This is a genomic window from Flavobacterium aquidurense (assembly GCF_031458035.1).
GTDB lineage: Bacteria > Bacteroidota > Bacteroidia > Flavobacteriales > Flavobacteriaceae > Flavobacterium > Flavobacterium aquidurense_C.
Window position 1 is genome coordinate 284,804 of the sequence record NZ_JAVDXR010000002.1, and the last position, 22,166, is coordinate 306,969.

The 22,166-nt window shown below is 36.1% G+C and carries 13 protein-coding genes; 11 read left to right on the forward strand and 2 right to left on the reverse strand.

The window, feature by feature from the left end; genetic code table 11:
• Position 1: 1 nt before the first annotated feature.
• On the reverse strand, positions 2 to 1,372 hold the full coding sequence (locus J2X17_RS04445; RefSeq protein WP_310295082.1) for a rhamnogalacturonan acetylesterase: 1,371 nt from the start codon (positions 1,370 to 1,372) through the stop codon (positions 2 to 4).
• Between the two features lie 244 nt (positions 1,373 to 1,616).
• Between J2X17_RS04445 and J2X17_RS04450 the strand changes: the two genes are divergently transcribed.
• The 3 genes from J2X17_RS04450 to J2X17_RS04460 all read left to right on the forward strand — a co-directional run bounded on the left by J2X17_RS04450 (position 1,617) and on the right by J2X17_RS04460 (position 9,402).
• Positions 1,617 to 5,027 (forward strand): DUF4450 domain-containing protein, encoded by a 3,411-nt coding sequence (locus J2X17_RS04450; protein ID WP_310295084.1) that lies wholly within the window; start codon positions 1,617 to 1,619, stop codon positions 5,025 to 5,027.
• A gap of 210 nt (positions 5,028 to 5,237) precedes the next feature.
• Positions 5,238 to 7,361 (forward strand): hypothetical protein, encoded by a 2,124-nt coding sequence (locus tag J2X17_RS04455; protein ID WP_310295087.1) that lies wholly within the window; start codon positions 5,238 to 5,240, stop codon positions 7,359 to 7,361.
• 178 nt (positions 7,362 to 7,539) lie between these two features.
• On the forward strand, positions 7,540 to 9,402 hold the full coding sequence (locus tag J2X17_RS04460; RefSeq protein WP_310295090.1) for a rhamnogalacturonan lyase: 1,863 nt from the start codon (positions 7,540 to 7,542) through the stop codon (positions 9,400 to 9,402).
• Positions 9,403 to 9,794: 392 nt separating this feature from the next.
• On the opposite strand, the gene J2X17_RS04465 is transcribed toward J2X17_RS04460, so the two are convergent.
• On the reverse strand, positions 9,795 to 10,835 hold the full coding sequence (locus J2X17_RS04465; RefSeq protein WP_310295093.1) for a GntR family transcriptional regulator: 1,041 nt from the start codon (positions 10,833 to 10,835) through the stop codon (positions 9,795 to 9,797).
• A 387-nt stretch (positions 10,836 to 11,222) separates the two neighbouring features.
• On the opposite strand from J2X17_RS04465, the gene rhaT reads away from it, so the two are divergent.
• The 8 genes from rhaT to J2X17_RS04505 all read left to right on the forward strand — a co-directional run bounded on the left by rhaT (position 11,223) and on the right by J2X17_RS04505 (position 22,036).
• Positions 11,223 to 12,293, forward strand: coding sequence for an L-rhamnose/proton symporter RhaT (rhaT, locus tag J2X17_RS04470; protein WP_310295095.1), 1,071 nt, complete (start codon positions 11,223 to 11,225; stop codon positions 12,291 to 12,293).
• Positions 12,294 to 12,318: 25 nt separating this feature from the next.
• Positions 12,319 to 14,460 carry a bifunctional aldolase/short-chain dehydrogenase gene (locus J2X17_RS04475; RefSeq protein ID WP_310295097.1) on the forward strand — a complete coding sequence of 714 codons (2,142 nt, stop codon included), beginning with the start codon at positions 12,319 to 12,321 and terminating at the stop codon, positions 14,458 to 14,460.
• Positions 14,461 to 14,647: 187 nt separating this feature from the next.
• Positions 14,648 to 15,922 (forward strand): sugar isomerase, encoded by a 1,275-nt coding sequence (locus tag J2X17_RS04480; RefSeq protein WP_310295099.1) that lies wholly within the window; start codon positions 14,648 to 14,650, stop codon positions 15,920 to 15,922.
• Between the two features lie 120 nt (positions 15,923 to 16,042).
• Complete coding sequence (locus J2X17_RS04485) at positions 16,043 to 17,404, forward strand: FGGY-family carbohydrate kinase (protein WP_310295101.1); 1,362 nt, start codon at positions 16,043 to 16,045, stop codon at positions 17,402 to 17,404.
• A 182-nt stretch (positions 17,405 to 17,586) separates the two neighbouring features.
• On the forward strand, positions 17,587 to 18,327 hold the full coding sequence (locus tag J2X17_RS04490) for a (Fe-S)-binding protein (protein ID WP_310295104.1): 741 nt from the start codon (positions 17,587 to 17,589) through the stop codon (positions 18,325 to 18,327).
• Between the two features lie 144 nt (positions 18,328 to 18,471).
• Positions 18,472 to 19,842 carry a glycoside hydrolase family 28 protein gene (locus tag J2X17_RS04495; protein WP_310295106.1) on the forward strand — a complete coding sequence of 457 codons (1,371 nt, stop codon included), beginning with the start codon at positions 18,472 to 18,474 and terminating at the stop codon, positions 19,840 to 19,842.
• A gap of 213 nt (positions 19,843 to 20,055) precedes the next feature.
• Positions 20,056 to 21,459 (forward strand): lactate utilization protein B, encoded by a 1,404-nt coding sequence (locus J2X17_RS04500; RefSeq protein ID WP_310295108.1) that lies wholly within the window; start codon positions 20,056 to 20,058, stop codon positions 21,457 to 21,459.
• Entirely contained in the window at positions 21,449 to 22,036 is a 588-nt protein-coding gene (locus J2X17_RS04505) for a LutC/YkgG family protein (protein WP_310295110.1), read from the forward strand. The genes J2X17_RS04500 and J2X17_RS04505 overlap by 11 nt, the downstream gene beginning before the upstream one ends.
• Positions 22,037 to 22,166 lie beyond the last annotated feature (130 nt).

Genomic DNA, 22,166 nt, shown 5'->3' on the forward strand with positions numbered 1-22,166 from the left:
GTTAATTGCCATCAGGTTTAGTAATTTCGTAGCGGTCGCTCATTGGCAAAGTCCAGCTCGAAATGTAATTTGGCTTCTTCGGATTATAATCAGGAACTTCTTTTTTGATTTGTTTCTTTAACGGAATATCAAGTTCACGAATTCCTTTTACGACACAAAGCGCAATTTCATTGGCGCCAAAACTATTAAAATGTGTGTTGTCATCCAAAGCTTTTTCCTGTCCCGGAAAAGTATTTGCCGGATATTGTACGAATCCTTTTCTCGAAGGCTCAACGCCCCAGGCTTCGTATAATTCAGTTGTAATTTTGGTAATGTCAATTAATGCGATATTATTTTTTTGAGCAACAGCGCGCATTGCAGCCGGAAAATCTCCGTGAGTTTCTTTTAAAGTTCCATTTTCATTGAAAGCCCGGCGTTGTGTTGGCGTTACTAAAACCGGAATCGCGCCTTTATCTTTTGCCGATTGTACGAATTCTTTCAATAAATCCGAATACGATCCCCAGGCTCCGTTTCCTTCTCCTTTTATTTTTTCGTCGTTATGACCGAATTCCACAAACAAATAATCTCCTTTTTTGATTTCAGAAAGTATCTTTTTCAAACGATTTGCTCCTTTAAATGAACTCAATGCAGAACCCGAATATGCATAATTTGCCACAACAACAGTATTGTCAAAATAGTTCGTGATAAACTGCCCCCAAGATGCCCAAGGCTCCACGTCCTGATCTGTAACCGTCGAATCTCCGGCCAAATAAACTACAGTCAGATTATCTTTTGGCGTGATTTTTATACTCTGAATTGCTACGTCTCCTAAAAATTCAAGAGTTAGTTTATTGTCCCAGTTTAAAATTTCTTTTTCACGGTCTTTCAGGCTAATTTTTGTCTGGTCGTCGATTTTAATGTTTCTGACATTTACATTAAAAATCTTCGTCACTTTTTGTCCTTTTTTTATCGAAAGCTGATCCAGCATCAATCGTCTTGATTCTGCTTTTATCGTAACATTTGAAGCTTTTTCTGAACTTCCCATTGTTACTTCAATTTGATAATTTCCTTCGGGAACAGCAACAGAAAAATAAGCTGGTTTTGTCACCGAAAAATTATTCGAATTGATTTTGACATTCGAAGCCGAATTAAAATCAAAACCATACGAAGAAGAAGCTGAAAATTCTGAAGGTTTATCGATTAAAATTCCTTTTGCAGTTTTTGCAGCACCAAAATAAAACAACATCGATTTTGTATTTTTAACACTGTCAGATGAAGTTGTTTTTGATGAAATATAATGCTGGTTTACAATGGGTTTTAAATGCTTAGCAAACGACTGGTCAGGTACGCTAAGACAAAAAACAACGCATAAAAATGTACTGATTTTTACCAATTTTTTGAGGTTTTAGTTAATTTCAATTTCAAATCTAACAGTTCCGTATTTATATAGTATCCTGTACTATGATGTTAAAATAATAGAAAATTATAAATTGTTATATTATAAAAATCAGGTAGGTACAGGATAGTATCCCATAAAAAAACAAAGAAATTGCGGTTAAATTATCAAATAATTAGGAATAAATTGATAAAACTAATTGTTTGATAAATCTTGATAATACCCTTTTTGCATGAAAATTATGAATATCAAAACGAGACAATTTTTTCTTCTGATTGGAATATTTTTTTTCAGTTCAGTATTTGTGTTCGGTCAGGATAAAAAACCGGATCGTAAAATACATTACGCGCCTGAAGGAAATAGTTTTGTTTTGAAAAATGGTACCCGAAAATTCAACCGTGCTTTATATGGCTCCAACACAGGTTTTCGTGTTGAAACCGGAGATTTACCCGAATTTGCCATGTACATGCCCGGAATGGGAGGTAATTTCAAACTCGGAATCCTAAACGGAAAAGACAGCAAATGGATTACCGAAGCTTCTAAAATTGATACCAGATATGTTTTGGGAACCATGCATTATACCATTGAAGATGCTATTTTAGGAAACGGAAAATTATTTATTGATGTTGTTGCCTTAAAAGAAAAAGAAGGTTTAATCGTAAAAGTATACGGTAAAAATGTCCCGAAAAATAGCAGTTTAATTTGGGCTTTTGGAGGTGCAACAGGCAAGAAATTTAGTCGTGATGGCGATATTGGTGCCGATCCCGAATCGGTATTTTATTTACAACCTGATTATTGTCTGAATAATAAATACACTTTAAAAAAAGAGTATTTCCTTTTGGAATATGGCTCTGAAAGCAACAAGCAAAAAACAGGAAATAATAAAAACCTGCTAGGATTTTTTCCTGATTCAGAAGTGAATTTGGCGAATGCAAATCAGCAAAAAACTCCTTTAGAATTATTCAGTTCAAAAGCAGAAACATTGCCAGTTATTACCGGAAAAATAAAATCAATTTCAGAAAAAGGAAACTTTTGGTTATTGGCTACTGAAGATCTTAAAGTTGATGTTTCTCAAAAAGGAATTTCGCAATTGTATGAAAAATCAGTTCAGGAAACGCATCTTTTGGTGAACAGAGTAAAGGTTTCAACTCCAGATCCTTATATCAATACTCTAGGTTCGGCTTTATCAATTGCAGCTGATGGTATTTGGGAAAGTCCCGCATATCTTCATGGAGCGGTTGCGTGGCGAATGTACCTAAACGCATGGCGTGGCGCGTATACCGCTGATCCTTTGGGGTGGCACGATCGCGCGAAAACACATTTTACAAGTTACAGCAATTCGCAGGTTACAAGTCCTGAAAGCGGCCCCGTAGTTTTTGATGAAGAAAAAAATCTGGCGCGCCAAAAAGAAGAACTTGGAACTTCCATGTTTAGCAGCGGTTACATTAGCCGAAGTCCGAATAAAAATACGGTTGCACATCATTACGATATGAATTTGGTTTTTATCGATCAGATGCTTCGACATTTTAAATGGACGGGAGATACTTCTTTCATCAAAGAAATGTGGCCAACTATTCAAAGACATTTAAATTGGGAAAAAAGAAATTTTGATGCAGACAATGACGGACTTTATGATGCCTACGCTGCAATTTGGGCGAGTGATGCCTTGCAATATAGCGGTGGCGGCGTGATTTATTCTTCGGCGTATAATTATTATGCAAATAAAACCGTAGCCGAAATTGCTTCAAAAATTAATGAAGAGGCAAATCCGTTTTCTGCGGAAGCGAACAAAATTTTAAAAGCGACAAACGATCAGCTTTGGCTTCCGAAAAAAGGAATTTTTGCCGAATATAAAGACGCACTCGGAAATAAATTATTACACGATTCTCCAGGAATTTGGAGTATTTATCACACCATCGATTCAGAATTATCAAATCCGTTTGAGAGTTACCAAATGTTAGATTATGTAGACAATCAGATTCCGCATATTCCGATTTCAGTTGAAGGATTAGATAAAAAAGATTTGTACGCAATCAGTACAACCAATTGGCAGCCTTATACATGGTCTTTAAATAATGTGGCTTTGGCGGAACAATTGCACACTTCACTGGCTTTCTGGCAAGGTGGAAAATCGGAAGAAGCTTATAAAATGTGGGAAAGTGCTTTGGTCGAAAGTATGTATTTAGGCGCTTCGCCGGGAGGTTTTGAACAGCTCATGTATCAGGATGCGATGCGTGGTGAATTGTACCGCGATTTTGCAGATCCGATTGGGATGGCGTCGCGAACTTTGGTTGAAGGTTTGTTCGGAATTCAGCCTGACGCTTTGAAAGAAGTTTTAACGATTCAGCCTGGTTTTCCCTCAAAATGGAATGAAGCGGCTTTAGAAATTCCGGATGTTTCCATTGCTTTCGAAAGAAAAAATAAGCAGGATTCTTATCATATTGAAAGTCGCTTTTCAGCAAAAATGAATCTGAAATTGATCCTTAACGCACCTTATGACGGTATTGAAAATATAACGGTAAACAATAAAAAAGTTGATTGGAAGCTGATTCCGGAAAGTATCGGTACACCAAAAATTAGTATTGAAGTTCCGAATAATTCGGTTTATGAGGTAACAATTAATTGGAAAGGTGATAGTTTGGAAGAAGTGAAATCAGGACCAAATTATAGTTCTGGTGAAACTTTAAATCTGACTTCGGCGAAAGCCAAAATTATCGCACTAAATGACCCGCAATCTGTTTTAAGTGAAATTTCAAAAACGGATAATTCGCTTAAAGCGAAAGTAAATGGCGAAGGAAATAAGATATTTTTTATTGAATTGAAACAAGGCGAAATGTCGTGGTGGAATCCAATTAATTTTAACTTTAAATCAGAAGATAAATCTAATATAACAACAACCAATTGGGATCTTCCTTTGGATAAAGCTGTGCGTGTAGAAACTGTTTCGCTTTCTCCTTATTTTAATGCGAAAGTAACTGATATTTTCAAGAACGAATATCTTTCTCCAAGACCTAAAACGGTAACTTTACAGCTTCCTAAACAAGGAATTGGAAATTGGTGTTATCCAAATTTAGATGTAAAAATTGATGATTCTGGCTTACGCCAAAAAGCAAAAGCAAACGGCACAATAATAACTTCAAACGGAATTTCGTTTCAGACGCCATCTGATGAAAATCAGAAAAATATCATTTTCACTTCGATGTGGAATAATTATCCAAAAAGCATTGATATTCCGTTAAACGGAAAAGCTTCACACGCCTATTTTATGATGGCAGGAACAACAAATCCGATGCAAAGCCGAATTGTAAATGGTGAAATTACAGTGAATTATACCGATGGAACTTCAGAAGTTTTATCATTAAAAAATCCTGAAAACTGGTGGCCCATCGAACAGGATTATTTTGTTGACGGACTCGCTTTCACAACAAATGCCCCGAAACCGCCGAGAGTTTATTTTAAATCGGGCGAAATTTCGAGAACGTTCAAAGATTTCAGCATCATAAAAGGATTTACAAATTATGGTGTCGACGGAGGTGCCGGAACGATTTTAGATTTGCCTTTGGATAAAAACAAAATATTAAAAAGTCTTACACTTAAAACCATTGCAAATGATGTTGTGATTGGTTTGATGAGTGTAACGTTAAGTAGATAAAAACATGGCTAGTATAAAATTTTACCGCAAAGCACGCGAAGTTTTTATTTTGGTGTGTTTACAATTGGCTTTAATAAGTTCACAAAGCTTTGCGTACATCGCGTAGACCTTTGCGAACCTTGCGGTTAAATTTTTTCTCATTTCAATTTGAAACCTGAAACCTGAAACAAAAAAAAAAAAAAAAACTTGAAACTATCAAAAAATAACCACATGAAAAAACAACTTTTAATCATTGCACTTCTATTTTCGGCATCGATTTTTGCGCAGAAAATAGATCGAAATGCTTTGGTAACCCGCCACAATGTGCAAATTACGGCTATCGATACTTTGGCTTCTTTGACTGTTGGAAATGGAGCTTTTGCTTTTACCGTTGATGCAACAGGATTGCAGACATTTCCGAAGAAATATCAAAACGGAATTCCGCTGGGAACGGAATCGGAGTGGGGCTGGGACAGTTATAAAAACACAAAAGGATATAAGTTTTCTGAGACTTTAAAAGATTATAAACAGTACGGTCGAGACATTTCGTACACGGTTCAGATTAAGGAGCCGGCACGAAAAGTAGAAGCAATAAACTGGTTCAGACAAAATCCTCATTTATTGCAATTGGGGAATTTAGGTTTTGAAATCACTAAAAAAGACGGAACTCCGGCAAAACCGGAAGACATCAAAGCGATCTCTCAAAAACTGAATTTATGGACAGGAGAAATCGAAAGTTATTTTGAAGTGGAAGGAACTCCGGTAACAGTTTTGACGGTTTCGCATCAGGAAAAAGATGCGATTGGCGTAAAAGTAAAATCGGATTTATTGCTTCAAAAAAGATTAAAAATCAGTTTGAGAATTCCGTTTCCAACCGGAGATTGGGCCGATATGGGGACAAAATGGGAAGGAAAAGAAGATTATAAATCGAATTTGGTTGAAAAGTCTAAAAATGAAGCGGTTGTAACGCATGTAATGGACAGTATTTCATATAAAGTTGATTTGAATTGGAAAGGAAATGCGCAAATTAAAAAGACTGCCGATCATTATTTTGTGATTGAAGCTTCAAATACAAATACGTTGGAATTAAGCTGTCTTTTTGCGTTAGCAGATAAAAAAATAGCAAATTCTTCTTTTACAAAAATTGAAAATAGCAGTATTAAAGGCTGGGAACAATTTTGGAAAAGCGGTGCAGCCGTTGATTTTTCAGGCAGTACAGACAAACGTGCGCATGAGTTGGAACGACGCGTTATTTTGTCGCAATATTTGACAAAAGTGCAATGTACAGGGAAAGTTCCGCCACAAGAAACGGGTTTGACTTATAACAGTTGGTATGGAAAACCACACTTAGAAATGCATTGGTGGCACGGTGTACATTTTGCGCTTTGGGATCGACCGGAATTATTAGAAAAAAGCCTTCCATGGTACCAAAAGGTTTTTGATAAAGCCAAAAATATTGCCAAAAGACAAGGTTTTGAAGGCGCAAGATGGCAAAAAATGACAGATCCTGATGGGAATGAAAGTCCGTCATCTGTGGGTTCATTTTTAATTTGGCAGGAGCCACATTTTATCACTTATGCTGAGTTAATGTATCGTGCAAAACCTACTGCAGCGACTTTGAATTTATACAGCGAGCGCGTTTTTGCAACGGCTGATTTCATGGCTTCTTTTGCTAATTATGATGCGAAAAAAGATCGTTATGTTTTAGGACCGGGCGTGATTCCGGCGCAGGAACGTTTCAAGGCAATGGAAACTTTTAACCCAACTTATGAATTGGCGTATTGGAACTGGGCTTTGAAAACGGCTATCGCATGGAAGAAAAAATTAAACCAAAAAGTACCTGAAAAATGGGAAACGGTTTTGGCAAAATTATCTCCATTACCAGTTGCTGATCAGGTTTATCTGGCAACAGAAAGTGCAACAGATTCTTATACCAATCCTGAATTTAAAACGGATCATCCTTCTGTTTTAGGAACTTTCGGAATGCTTCCTGAGACTTCTCTTTTGGATAAAAAAATCATGAAAAACACGTTTGATCTGATTTGGAAAACGTGGTCGTGGGATAAAACCTGGGGTTGGGATTTCCCGATGACAGCCATGTCTGCAGCGCGTTTGAATATGCCGGATAAAGCAATCGATGCCTTATTTATGAACGTGACCACCAATACCTATTTGAAAAACGGACACAATTATCAGGCGGAAAGGTTGACTCTGTATCTTCCCGGAAATGGAGGGTTATTAACTGCTGTTGCGATGATGTGCGCCGGTTGGGATGGAACAACGGAAGAAAATCCGGGTTTCCCAAAAGACGGAACATGGAAGGTGAAAAGCGAAGGATTTAAGAAGTTTTTTTAGAGGTTCTTTTAGAGGTTCTAAGTTGCTAAGGTTCTGAGGTTCTGAGGTTCTGAGGTTTTTTTATCAGAAATGACAAACTAAACTTTGCGACTTTGCGAGAGATAAAAATAACAGCGAATCCGCTTAAACCCGAATCATCCGTGTGTCAAAAATCAACCAAAATAAAAAGAAATCAACCATGAAAAATAGAATTCTATTTATCTTATTACTATTGTCCTGTTCCATTTTTGCGCAACGCCAAATGGAAAATTTAGACCGTGGCGTTATTGCAATAAAAAATAACGGTCAGTTTTTTATTGGGTGGCGCGTTTTAGGAACGGATCCCAGCGATTTGACATTCAATTTATACCGAAAAAGCGGTGCTGGTAAAGCCATAAAATTAAATGATAAACCAATTTCCGGAGCGACGAATTTTGTTGATACCAAAGCAAATCCGAAGGAAGAAAATACATGGTTTGTAAAAACGGTTTTGAAAGGAAAAGAAACGGATGCAAAAGGAAGTTTTACTATTCCGGCTGCAACTCCTGATAAAGATTATTTGTCGATTAATCTAAAACCGGTTGAAGGCTATATTCCGAATGACTTATCTACCGGAGATTTGGATGGCGACGGAAGATACGATTTGATTGTTCACATGACGGGTAGAGGGCATGATAATTCGCATAACGGAATTACAGATCCGCCTATATTTCAGGCGTATACTTTAGATGGCAAATTTTTATGGCAAATTAATTTAGGGAAAAATATCCGCGAAGGCGCACACTACACACAGTTTATGGTGTACGATTTGGATGGTGACGGAATTTCGGAATTTGTTTGTAAAACGGCTGACGGAACAACTGATAGTCAGAATAATGTAGTGGGAGACGCCACAAAGGACTGGGTAGACAGAGATGAAAAATCGTCAACTTTTGGTAAAATTTTGAAAGGCCCTGAATATATTTCCGTTTTCAACGGAAGAACCGGAAAGCTGATTACAACTACAGATTATATTCCGGAACGCGGTGATCTTTCTGGTTGGGGCGGAAGAGGAGGAAACGGCGGAAATGATTCAAACGGAAACCGAATTGATCGTTTTACAGCTTGTATTGCGTATTTGGATGGAGTGCATCCGAGTGTGGTAATGTGCCGAGGATACTATGGAAGAACAGTTTTGGCAGCATGGGATTTTAAAAATGACAAACTGACTTCAAGATGGATTTTTGACACTAAAAATGCTGAAAATCCGTATTCCGGAATGGGAAATCACGGACTTTCGGTTGCTGATGTAGACAATGATGGCAAAGACGAAATTATCTACGGATCAATGTGTGTCGATGACAACGGGAAAGGTTTATACACAACAGGTTTTAGACATGGAGACGCTTTGCATGTTTCTGATCTTGATCCGGATGTTCCGGGTTTAGAGGCTTTTGGAATTCATGAAATTGAAGATGGAACAAAAGGCCCGGGAGTTGCTTTGTTTTCGGCGGCAGACGGGAAAGTTTTATTTACCGATTCTCCAAATGAAGATGTGGGTCGTGGCGTTGCCGATAATATTGACCCGACATTAAAAGGCGCACAATGCTGGTGGTCAGGTTCTCCGAATTTGTACGATATGAAAGGTAAAGTTGTTGGAAATGCGCCAAAATCAATTAATTTTTTAATTTATTGGGATGGTGATTCTTCACGCGAACTTCTGAATTCAAACTACATCGATAAATACAATAAAGGAAGATTATTCACAGCAACCGGAGCGGCTTCTAATAACGGTACAAAATCGACACCGGCACTTTCGGCTGATATTTTGGGAGACTGGCGCGAAGAACTAATTTTAAGATCTGAAGATAATAAGGAACTTAGGATTTACTCAACAACAATTCCAACGGAAATCAGGCAATATACTTTAATGCACGATCCACAATATAGATTGAGTATTGCATGGCAGAATGTGGGCTATAATCAGCCGCCACATACAAGTTTTTATATGGGAAAAGATATGAAACCTGCACCGAAACCCAATATAGTTTTAATGAAGGTTCAAAGTAACAAAGGTCCATAGGTTCATAGGTTTTTTTAAAAGGTTCTGAGGTGCTGAGTTGCTAAGGTTCTAAGGTTTCTCGTAGAGGCGCACAGCAGTGCGTCTCTTTTTTTGTGATTATTTTTTTTTCAACGGATTAATCCCGATGCTTCGGGACGTTGATACAAAATAATCGTTCCTCCGGAACTTTATCCTAAAGAACCATAGGTTCGAACTATGTTGTAAGGATGGATTTTAATCCATCCTTCGTAATTAAACCGTAAATCTTTGTCGAGTTACGGGTGTGATCTCTCCTTCGTCGAGATGACAAACTAGGCGCAAAAAAAATGTTATAAATAAAAAAGACGCACTGCTGTGCGCCTCTACGAGAAAACCTTTGTCCCTTTGAACCTTTGTCTCTTTGCCCCTTTTTCCTAAATCGAATTCCTATCAATAAAATTAAAAGGCACTTTTACCGATCCTTTTTCTTTGTTTAGGATCATTCGTCCTGCGGTTTCGCCCATTACATTAAAATCGGTCGACATTACGGTGATTCCGAGTAATTCTTTTAAAGGAGTATCATTGTAAGAAATAATACCAATATCTTCTCCTAAAACGTATTCTTCATCCCTGATTTGCTTCATTAAATTCACCAAATCCGATTCTTCGATAGTGATAAATAAATCACCTTTTTTAAGAATCATATCGTCGTAAACTTCGTTTAGTATTTCAAAATTGATTTCGTGCTCGACACAAAATTTTCTGAATCCGTGTAAAATTCGGCGTGGATAAGGATAAACAGCTTTCTCAGGATATACTAAAATAAGCTTTTTGTATTTGTTTATTTTAGAAAGACCTTCTTTTAGGGCATTGTAAATATCATTTTCAAAATCCTGGTAAATTTTGATGATTTCGCCTTCCATATTCAGCTTGATGTTATCCATAATAACCAGCTTTTCCTGCGGAATTCTCTGGATAGCTTTTACAACATCATCAGTAAAACTTAAATGTTTACGTTCATCTGTTTTAAAATGCGTCGTGATTACATAATAATCGTAAGCACCTTCAAATTTATCCAATAAATTCAAAAACAAGGTTTCGTCGCAGTGATAAATATGTAAATCGGTGTGGGCATTGGCGCCAACAGTATCAATAAAAGAGTTGTACGTTTTCATTTTATACGCACTCAGTTTATTGAACAAAAACAATATATTTACTTTAGACTCAAGTTTGGTTCGGGTAATATAATAGCCTTTCCCTCGGATAGAAGAAATGATTTTTCGTTCCTTTAATATGTTATACGCTTTTTCGACTGTATCACGAGACATGTAGAACTCTTCGCTAAAACTGTTTATGGAAGGTATTTTTTGATTGATTTTCAAATTTCCGTTAGCAATATTTTGCAGGATAGAATCTACAATCTGTTTGTATTTTGGAACCCTTGAATCTTCATCGATTTTAATAAGTTTAATCATTTTTTAAGTCTTGCAAATTACATCTCAATTTAGAGTAGTATAATTCTGAATTATAATTTGAGTTTAAGCTGAATCCGAAAATCTTTCTGAATACCAATTTTTGCTGCTTTTTTTATTAAAGATTTAATTTAAATAAGGTATTACTTTCATATTTAAGCAATTTGCTCAAATTATGCCATTTACGGAGACAAAAATTACGAAATCGATTGCTAAAATAGAAATTTTAAATTTATTTATCTACTATAAACTGGTTCTTCTTTGCAATAATTCTCGGTTTTAACATAATTGCAAAATCATAAAGGATAGTACAGGATAGTTTTGTTTTTTACATTCTCTTATTTTACCAAGCGAGATTAACTATCACAATAACCACAAACAAATTACTTAATGGAATCAATTCTTGGAATTCTTTTTCACTCTATCGGAGGATTTTCTTCGGGGAGTTTTTACATGCCATTCAAAAAAGTTAAAAACTGGGCTTGGGAAAGCTACTGGCTTGTAGGCGGTTTTTTCTCCTGGCTGATTGTTCCGCCAATTGCGGCATATCTGACAATTCCGAATTTTACTGAAATAATTGCTAATTCTGCTCCATCTGTAAAAGTATTGGCTTATACAATGGGATTGATTTGGGGAATTGGAGGATTGACTTACGGATTAGGTGTTCGCTATTTAGGAATGTCATTAGGTAATTCTATTACTTTAGGATTCTGTTCTGCTTTTGGAGCTTTGATCCCGCCAATCTATTATAATTTTAATGCAGTCGAAGGCAAAGAATCTATCAGCGATATGTTTTCGAACTCAGGAGGCCAAATGGTTTTGATCGGAGTATTGGTATGCATCATAGGAATTACCATTTTAGGAAAAGCCGGAATGTTAAAAGAAAAAGATTTTGCAACCGGACATGAAGATAAAGACAAAGATTTTAGTTTAGTAAAAGGTTTGATAATTGCCGTAATATCAGGTATTTTAAGTTCTTTTTTTAATTTCGGAATTGAAGCTGCAAAACCAATGGCTCATGTTGCCAATGAGGCTTGGAAAGCTTTACACCCAAATCAGGGAGAATTTTTGTTTCAAAATAATGTAAGCTATATTGTTATACTTTGGGGCGGATTAACAACCAACTTTATATGGTGTATCTATCTTAATTTTAAAAACAAAACTTTTGGAGACTACACTAATAAACAATCTCCAATTTCAAAAAACGTCCTTTTTTCTGCTATTGCAGGGACAATGTGGTTTCTTCAGTTTTTCTTTTACGGAATGGGAGAAAGCAAATTAGGAAACGGAGCAAGTTCATGGATTCTTCACATGTCTACTATTATTCTTACCGCTAATTTTTGGGGCTTTTACCTAAAAGAATGGAAAGGCGTTACCAAAAAGACCTTTAATACTTTCCTTTTCGGGATTGCACTTATGTTCCTGTCTATCATTTTAGTAGGAATCGGAAATTCATTATAAAAAAACAATTGAAACACAATATAAAATGTCGAATACAAATACAACAAATATGAATTTTAAGCATGTAAGCTATCTTTGGGACGAAGCTAAAGCCGCAGCGCTGGCAGGAGATGAAGTAGCGCTTTTCATTTATCGTTCCAATTTATTAGGAGCCGATTTGCGATTGACCAATTACGGAGGAGGAAATACTTCTGTAAAAATTACTGACAAAGATCCTTTAACGGGGGCAAGTTCAGAAGTAATGTGGATTAAAGGTTCAGGTGGAGACATTGGAACATTAACAAAATCGGGTTGTGCAGCACTTTATTTAGAGCGACTTCGTAATCTTGAAAATGTTTACAGAGGAATCGAATTTGAAGATGAAATGGTAGAATTGTTCAATCATTGTATTTTCGATTTGGCTTCAAAAGCACCATCTATCGATACACCATTACACGGTTTCTTACCATTCAAACATATCGATCACTTGCATCCGGATGCGGCTATTGCCATTGCAGCAGCTAAAGACGGAGCAAAAATTACTGAAGAATTATTCGACGGAGAAATCGGTTGGGTAGGATGGCAGCGTCCAGGTTTCGATCTTGGTTTACAGTTAAGATCTTGCCTTGAAGAAGCAGAGAAAAAAGGAAAAAAACTACGCGGAATCATGTTAGGTTCTCATGGTCTTTTTACTTGGGGTGATACGGCATACGAAAGTTATATTAATACGCTTGAAGTAATCGAGAAATGTGCGACTTACTTAGAAGATAACTACGGAAAAAAACGTCCTGTTTTTGGAGGACAAAAAATACAAAGTCTTGATGTTGAAGCAAGAAGATTAAAAGCGGCGAAAGTAGCGCCAATTTTAAGAGGATTCTGTTCATCAGAGCGTCAAATGATTGGTCATTATACTGATGATGCAAGAGTTTTGGAATTCATCAACTCAAATGATTTAGAGAAATTGGCTCCACTTGGAACTTCTTGTCCAGATCACTTTTTGCGTACTAAAATCAGTCCTCTTGTGTTGGAATTAGATCCAAACGAAGATTTGTCAGATGTAGATGCAATCAAAGCAAAACTTACACCTGCTTTTGAGGCTTACAGAGCGATGTACAAAGATTATTACAATGCTTGTAAAAAATCAAATTCGCCTGCAATGCGTGACCCAAATCCTGTGGTTATTTTATATCCTGGAGTTGGTATGTTTACTTTCGCTAAAGATAAAACAATGGCGCGTTTAGCATCAGAGTATTATGTGAATGCGGTGAACGTAATGAAAGGTGCAGAGGCAGTTTCAGAATATACTTCACTTCCGCATCAGGAAGCTTTTGATATCGAATATTGGTTATTGGAAGAAGCAAAATTACAGCGTATGCCAAAACCAAAAGCATTATCTGGTAGAGTTGCCCTAATTACGGGTTCTGCCGGCGGAATTGGAAAGGCTATCGCTAAGAAATTTGCTCAGGAAGGTGCTTGTGTTGTAATCAACGATATTAATGTAGAAAGACTGGAAGAAGCTACGGCTGATTTCGTTAAATCTTTCGGAAAAGACGCTGTGTCAAGTACATTATTAAACGTTACAGACGAAAACAGTACTGAAAAAGCATTAGACGAAGCTTGTCTTGCCTTTGGAGGAGTTGATATTGTGGTGAATAACGCCGGAATCAGTATCTCTAAATCTATTGCAGAACATACTTTGGAAGAGTGGGACAGATTGTACGACATTTTGGTAAAAGGACAATTTATTGTTTCTAAAGCCGGAATCGAAGTAATGCGCAAACAAGGTTTTGGTGGAGATATCGTAAATATCGTTTCTAAAAATGCAGTTGTTGCAGGTCCGAACAATCCTGGTTATGGTTCAGCGAAAGCGGCTCAGGCTCATTTAACACGTTTAATGGCTGCCGAATTAGGTGCTGACAAAATCCGTGTGAACACGGTAAATCCTGATGCAGTTATCTCAGACTCAAATATTTGGTCTGGAGGTTGGGCTGAAGGTCGTGCAAAAGCGTATGGTATTACGGTAGCAGAATTACCGGCTTACTATGCAAAACGTACGTTACTGAATGAAATCATATTGCCGGATGATATTGCAAACGCTTGTTTTGCTTTCGTTGGAGGTTTACTTGGTAAATCAACAGGAAATGCATTAAACGTAGATGGTGGCGTATCAATGGGCTTCTATAGATAAAAAGTTTTTTTAAGTTTGTTTAAGCAAAAGTGGTTTTTTGTGATCTAACGTTCGATATTTTTCGGACGTTAGATTTTTTTTAATGTACCAGATTTTAGTTTTTAACAAACAAAATAGCATAAAATAGTGTAGTAAAACAGGACTTCGATGTATATTTATAGATTGAATTCCATAAAAAGAAAATAATATGTTAATTGGGTCAAACAACATAGGAGCTCACAATGATGAGTTATTAAAAAAACACCAAAATAAATTTGCTTTTACAGTATCTGAAATTGGTGAAACCGAAGCAATTATTCAAAAGTTAATCGATTTTCAAATCGCAATTCCATCTTGGGCTTTAGGTACAGGAGGAACAAGATTCGGACGTTTTCCAGGAGGTGGCGAGCCACGTTCTTTAGAAGAAAAAATTGAAGATGTTGGTTTGCTTCATGCTTTAAACAATGCTTCAGGAGCGATTTCATTACACATTCCGTGGGATATTCCACAAGATCATAATGCAATTAAGGCTTTGGCAGCACAGCACAATTTAAAGTTTGATGCTGTAAACTCTAATACTTTTCAGGATCAGACAAGTCAGGATCATACCTATAAATTCGGGTCATTACAAAACGTAAACAAAGCAGTTCGTAAACAAGCGATTGCTCATAATATTGAAGTAATTCAACAAGGAATCGCTTTAGGATCAGAATCATTGACAGTTTGGTTAGCAGACGGTTCATCTTTCCCTGGACAATTAAACTTCCGTAAGGCATATCAAAATACATTAGAAAGTTTAGAAGAAATCTACGCAGCATTGCCTTCAAACTGGAAATTATTTTTAGAATACAAATGTGCTGAACCTAACTTTTATTCTACTACAGTTGCAGATTGGGGACAATCTTATTCTTACGTGAAAAAATTAGGAGATAAAGCACAGACTTTGGTTGATTTAGGTCACCATTTACCAAACGCTAATATCGAGCAAATCGTTTCTTTATTATTGATGGAAGGAAAATTAGGTGGTTTCCACTTTAATGATTCAAAATATGGAGATGACGATTTAACTGCTGGTGCTTTAAAACCTTACCAATTATTCTTGATTTTCAATGAATTAGTTGAAGGAATGGATGCAAGAGGAATGAATCATGCTAAAGATTTAGGATGGATGATCGATGCTTCTCACAATATTAAAGATCCTTTGGAAGATTTATTACAATCAGTTGAAGCGATTATGATTGCTTATGCTCAGGCACTTTTAGTGGACAGAAAAGCATTAGAAATTGCTCAGGAAGAAAATGATGTAGTAAAAGCACAGGAAATTTTGCAAAACGCTTTCCGTACAGATGTTCGCGCATTAGTTGCAGAGGCTCGTTTGCGTTCTGGAGCAGCTTTAAATCCGGTAGAATTGTATCGCAGTCTTGCGGTTAGAAAAAATCTAATTGGAGAAAGAGGATTAAAAACGATAGCAACAGGATTGTAATTTAATTATTAATTGTTAATTATGAATTATTAGTTATTAACTTGTTGATGTTTAACTATTTGACAAAATAATCATAATTCATAATTAATAATTAACAACTCATAATTAATAATTAACTAAATGAATGTAGTTGCAATTTTTGATATTGGTAAAACAAACAAAAAGGTTTTTTTATTTGATGAAAATTATAAAATTGTTTGGGAAAAATCAGTGAATTTTGAAGAAACTGTCGATGAAGATGGTTTCCCTTGTGAAGATATTGATTTACTCAGAAACTGGATATTCGAATGTTTATCAGAAATAAAAAATCTGACGAATTATGTCCTAAAAGCAATTAATTTCAGCACTTACGGAGCTAGTTTTGTCTATATCAATCAGGAAGGCAAAAATTTGACGCCTTTGTATAATTATCTAAAAGATTATCCGGAGGAATTAAAAAAGGAATTCTACAATAAATATAAAGGAGAAGAAGTTTTTGCTGTAAAAACAGCTTCTCCTGTTTTAGGAAGCCTTAATTCCGGAATGCAGATTTACAGACTGAAAGAAGAAAATCCAACGCTTTTTGATAAGGTTAAATATTGTCTGCATTTGCCGCAATACCTTAGTTTTCTTTTGACTGGCGAAGCGTATTCTGATATTACAAGTATTGGATGCCATACGAATCTTTGGAACTTCAAAAAGATGAAGTATCACAAATGGCTGGAAAATGAAGGCATTAGTGAAAAAATTCCGCCACTTCATTATGGAAAAGACGTCATTAAACAAGAAGATGGATTAGCCGTTGGAGTCGGATTGCACGATAGTTCGTCAGCGATAATTCCGTACACGATAAACTTTACAGAGCCTTTTGTTTTGTTATCAACGGGAACCTGGAGTATTTCTTTGAATCCTTTCAATAATAAACCATTGACTTTCGAAGAGTTACAACACGATTGTTTGTGTTACATGCAATATACGGAGAAGCCTGTAAAAGCGGCCCGTTTGTTTTCAGGTAACGAACATGAAATTCAGGCCAAAAGATTGGCAGAGCATTTTAATGTACCGTTTGATACTTTTAAAGATATCTATTTTGATAAAAAAATAGTATCGAACTTAAGAGCCTTAAATTTCCAGATCGTTTATCCTAAAAAATACGATTTTGATATTCTAAAAGAATGTCCATTTCAAAAAAGAGATCTTAATACTTTTAAAAGTTACGATATTGCTTATCATCAGTTGATGCTGGATCTCGTTGAACAACAGGTTTTTTCAACTAACTTAGTCATTCATAACAGTCCTGTAAAGAAGATTTTTGTAGATGGAGGTTTCAGTAAAAATTCAATTTTCATGAATTTATTGGCAGAAGCTTTTCCGGATGTAGAAGTTTATGCTGCCTCAATGGCGCAGGCAAGTGCGTTGGGAGCTGCATTGGCAATTCATCAAAATTGGAATCCAAAACCGATACAGAACGATCTAATTGATTTGAAGTTTTACAAGCATTAATAATAAGAAATTAAGGATTATAAAAATTTTATTTCACGCAGATTCTGCAGATTTAAGCAGATTTAGAAGATTTCTTTTTTAGATAATAATCTGTGCACATCTGCCTGAATCTTTTTAAATCTGCGAGAAAAAACATTAAAACACATAGTTACTTTCTATGTATTTAAGAAATTACCAAGAATATGAAAATTGGACTTTTTATACCGTGCTACGTCGATCAGTTTTATCCAAAAGTGGGTATCGCTACCTATGAGCTTTTACAGAAATTAGGTTGTGATGTTCATTTTCCGATGGGACAAACCTGTTGTGGTCAGCCAATGGCAAATAGCGGTTATCAATATTTAACCAAAGGCTGCGATGCTAATTTTATAGCCAATTTTTCTGGTTTTGATTATATTGTTTGTCCTTCCGGAAGTTGTGTTTTGCACGTAAAAGACCATTTGCACGACGAAAAACAGGAAGAATTAGCGACTGAAATTCGCAGTAAAGTTTTCGAATTAACAGAATTCATAACGGATATTCTTAAAATAGATCATATCGACGGAAGTTTTCCGTTCAGAGTCGGAATGCACACCAGCTGTCACGGACAACGTGGTTTGCATCTTTCGCAGATGACCGAATTAAACGCGCCGTTTTTCTCAAAACCCGAACAATTACTGCACAATATAAAAGGACTGGATTTAGTTTCCTTAACCAGAAAAGATGAATGTTGTGGTTTTGGAGGTACATTTTGTGTAACTGAAGAAGCTGTTTCTGTCAAAATGGGTCAGGACCGAATTAAAGATCACGAAAATCATCACGTTGATTATATTACGGGTGGAGATATGTCGTGCTTAATGCATTTAGAAGGAATTCTGAAAAGGCAAAAAAGCAATATCAAAACCATTCATATTGCCGAGATATTGAATTCTATGACAAGCTAGAGAAAATTTAAACACATGGATTTAGAATTAAAAATTAAAGATTAAAAATTAAATTTTTGTAGCTAATGTGTCTTTAAGTAAGTGAAACGCCTTTTCAAAACTATTTACGCTATGACTCTATGTGTTTAAAAGAATAAACTAATCATGAAAAATATAACCCTTTGTTTTGCACTATTACTTTCGCTTGTTTTTCTTTCCTTTAAAAAAGAAAAATCTGGTGTTACGTTACAAGAAGTTGTAGTGAAAGCACCTTTCAAAATGCCTGCGATAAAAATCCCGGATTTTAGCAAATGCGAGCAATTTTCAATCGTTGATTTTGGTGCTGTTAAAGGTGATAAAGAAAAAACGTCAAAAGCTATAGAACAGGCAATTGATAAAGCCAATAAAGCGGGGGGAGGAACAGTTGTAATTCCGGAAGGAGAGTGGTTAACGAAGAAAATCCACTTTAAAAGCAATGTAAATCTGCATGTGAATAAAGGTGCCGTTTTACTTTTTTCAGAAGATCCAAAAGATTATTTACCGGCCGTACGTTCAACTTGGGAAGGATATGAATGTTATAATTATTCTCCGCTGATTTATGCGTACCAATGCAAGAACATTGCGATTACGGGTGAAGGGGAATTAAAAGCTAAAATGGATGTTTGGGAAAAATGGTTTGCCCGACCAAAAGCGCATATGGAAAGCTTAAAAAGATTGTACTATTTGGCTTCTTATAAAAAGCCTGTGGAAGAAAGACAAATGGTTAATGATACGGCAAATTTGCGTCCTCATTTTATTCAGTTCAATCGTTGCCAAAATGTTTTAATGGATGGTGTTAAAATAACGAATAGTCCATTTTGGACAATTCATCTATTTTTATCAAAAGATGTGGTAATCAGAAATCTTCAGGTGTATGCCCACGGACATAATAATGATGGTGTTGACCCAGAGATGTCTCAAAATGTATTGATCGAAAATTGTGTTTTTGATCAGGGAGATGATGCTATTGCCATTAAATCGGGCTGTGGTATAGATGCTTGGAATTTGCATACGCCTTCAAAAAATATTGTAATGCGCAATTGTACCGTAAAAAATGGTCATCAGTTAGTCGCAATCGGAAGTGAACTTTCGGGCGGAATAGAAAATGTGTTTATAGATAATTGCACTGTCGTGGATGGCGCAAAACTAAACCATCTTTTATTCATCAAAACAAACGAAAGAAGAGGCGGTTTTGTAAATAATATTCACATGACAAATATCACAGCTGGAAAAATTGATGCCGGAATTTTAGGTGTCGAAACCGATGTTTTGTACCAATGGCGCGATTTAGTTCCAACGATTGAACGCAGGCTTACGCCGATAAAAAATGTTTATCTGGAAAATATAACCGCTACAAATGTGAAATTTATTTCGAGAATTTTAGCTCAGAAAGAATTTCCTGTAGAAAATATTTTCTTTAAAAATGTTACTGCAAGTACGATTTCGGAGAAAAAATCGATTCATGAAAATGTAGTGAATTTTGTAGATAAAAATTGATTTAAAAATCAATTAATTGTTTGGTTGTGAAATATATAAACACATAGAAATATAGATTTTATGTGTGAAAAATAAAAGATTATAAAAGAAATAGATTTATTTCAACACATAGAAAAGCTGTGTGTTTTTAAAATAAGTGAAACGCCTATTTTGAGTTTATAATTCTATGTTTCTATGTGTTAAAGGATTAAAGCCACAGTAAAGAGTAATAAGATGTCTTCAAAAAAAATAATAGAACATAGCGAAGCCGCAACACGTTTTAATAAAGATGTTGAACGGGTAAACTGGCATGACGAAACGCTTTGGTTTGTGCGTGAGAAACGTGATAAATCGGCGCATCAGATTCCAGATTGGGAATTGCTTCGCGAAACGGCTTCTCAAATCAAAAATAATGTGCTGGCTAATATGCACGATTATTTAAGTGATTTTGAAGCAAATGCTCAAAAAAACGGCATTATTGTACATTGGGCTGCCGATGCGAAAGAACACAACGAAATTGTGCATTCTATTTTGGTAAAACACAATGTAAAGCAAATGGTGAAGTCAAAATCAATGCTTACAGAAGAATGTCATCTGAATGAATATTTGGCCGAAAACGGTGTAGAAGTTATCGATTCTGACTTAGGAGAATATATCGTTCAGCTTCGTAAAGAACCGCCAAGTCATATTGTTTTGCCGGCAATTCACCTTAAAAAAGAAGATGTAAGTGAAACTTTCCACGAACATTTAGGTACTGAAAAAGGAAATTTTGACCCTCAATATTTAACAGAATCGGCACGTCAAGAACTTCGTGATACATTTTTAACCCGCAAAGCCGCTTTAACAGGCGTTAACTTTGCAATCGCTGAAACGGGCGAATTTGTGGTTTGCACCAATGAAGGAAATGCTGATATGGGAGCTCATTTAGCCGACGTACACATTGCCTGCATGGGATTTGAAAAACTGATTCCGCAACGCAAACATTTAGGCGTTTTCCTCAGATTATTGGCAAGAAGCGCCACAGGACAACCTATTACTACTTTTTCAAGCCATTTTAAAAAACCAAGAGACGGAAAAGAAATTCACATTGTAATTGTTGATAACGGAAGAAGCACGCAATTAGGAAGGGCCGATTTTAGAAACTCTCTAAAATGTATTCGTTGTGGTGCGTGTATGAACACTTGTCCGGTGTACAGAAGAAGTGGCGGACATAGTTATCACAATGCGGTTGCTGGTCCAATTGGATCAATTTTAGCGCCTAATTTAGACATGAGAAAAAATGCCGATTTACCTTTTGCGAGCACGCTTTGCGGATCTTGCACCAATGTTTGTCCGGTGAAAATTGATATTCACGACCAGTTGTATAAATGGCGTCAGGTTTTGGTAAAGGAAGGGCATACGCCGACTTCAAAAACTGTGGCAATGAAAACGATGTCAGCTGTTTTGGCAAATCCAATCGTGTTTAATCTGGCTGGAAAATCAGGTAGATTTGTAATGAAAAATATGCCGGGATTAGTCAACAATAAAATGAATAAATGGTACGATCAGCGCGAAATGCCTGATGTTCCTGAGGAATCTTTTAGAGAATGGTACAAGAAAAATTCAAGGGAATCTAAAGCGAAGAAAGATGAGCAGTAAAGCTGAAATTTTACAAAAGATTAAAAACAGTCAACCAAACGGAATAGCCGATTTGCCGAATTTAAATGTTTTGGGTTCAGAGCAATTTGATGTGTTGGAGACTTATAAAACTGTGCTAAAAAATATTGGAGGAAATCCGATAGAAGTTGCTGATTACAACGAAATCTTAGCGTATATAAAGATTAATTATCCACTAGAAAAACGAATTATAACGACAATTCCGGAGCTTTCTGAAATTGCACTTTTAGATTGGAAAAACGACGATCCGCATTCGTTGCAGGATGTTGAATTAACGATTATTAAAGCGCATTTTGGAGTTGCCGAAAACAGTGCGCTTTGGGTAACGGATGATATTTTAGGACAGCGTGTTGCGCCTTTTATCACGCAATATTTGGCTATTATTGTCAATAAAAAAGACCTTATCCCAACAATGCATCAGGCTTACGACAGAATTGGAAACCAAGAATACGGTTTCGGAACTTTTATCGCCGGACCTTCTAAGACGGCTGATATTGAACAGTCTTTAGTTTTAGGTGCTCATGGAGCTAGGGGGTTGGTTGTTTTTATATTGGAATAATTATCATTTGACTCTACGGAGTTTTACATAAAAAAAGCGCATAGTATTAACTGTGCGCTTTTTTGTTTAAATTGCTTTTGAAAATTGATAACAATTGATTTTGATTGTGTTCACGAGCAAGATGCTCGCG

What these genes read in the sequence shown, in the direction of transcription:
- J2X17_RS04450 (WP_310295084.1), top strand. Translation starts at nt 1,617, where the DNA reads ATGAATATCAAAACGAGACAATTTTTTCTTCTGATTGGAATATTTTTT.
- J2X17_RS04455 (WP_310295087.1), top strand. Translation starts at nt 5,238, where the DNA reads ATGAAAAAACAACTTTTAATCATTGCACTTCTATTTTCGGCATCGATT.
- J2X17_RS04460 (WP_310295090.1), top strand. Translation starts at nt 7,540, where the DNA reads ATGAAAAATAGAATTCTATTTATCTTATTACTATTGTCCTGTTCCATT.
- J2X17_RS04465 (WP_310295093.1), bottom strand. Translation starts at nt 10,835, where the DNA reads ATGATTAAACTTATTAAAATCGATGAAGATTCAAGGGTTCCAAAATAC.
- rhaT (WP_310295095.1), top strand. Translation starts at nt 11,223, where the DNA reads ATGGAATCAATTCTTGGAATTCTTTTTCACTCTATCGGAGGATTTTCT.
- J2X17_RS04475 (WP_310295097.1), top strand. Translation starts at nt 12,319, where the DNA reads ATGTCGAATACAAATACAACAAATATGAATTTTAAGCATGTAAGCTAT.
- J2X17_RS04480 (WP_310295099.1), top strand. Translation starts at nt 14,648, where the DNA reads ATGTTAATTGGGTCAAACAACATAGGAGCTCACAATGATGAGTTATTA.
- J2X17_RS04485 (WP_310295101.1), top strand. Translation starts at nt 16,043, where the DNA reads ATGAATGTAGTTGCAATTTTTGATATTGGTAAAACAAACAAAAAGGTT.
- J2X17_RS04490 (WP_310295104.1), top strand. Translation starts at nt 17,587, where the DNA reads ATGAAAATTGGACTTTTTATACCGTGCTACGTCGATCAGTTTTATCCA.
- J2X17_RS04495 (WP_310295106.1), top strand. Translation starts at nt 18,472, where the DNA reads ATGAAAAATATAACCCTTTGTTTTGCACTATTACTTTCGCTTGTTTTT.
- J2X17_RS04500 (WP_310295108.1), top strand. Translation starts at nt 20,056, where the DNA reads ATGTCTTCAAAAAAAATAATAGAACATAGCGAAGCCGCAACACGTTTT.
- J2X17_RS04505 (WP_310295110.1), top strand. Translation starts at nt 21,449, where the DNA reads ATGAGCAGTAAAGCTGAAATTTTACAAAAGATTAAAAACAGTCAACCA.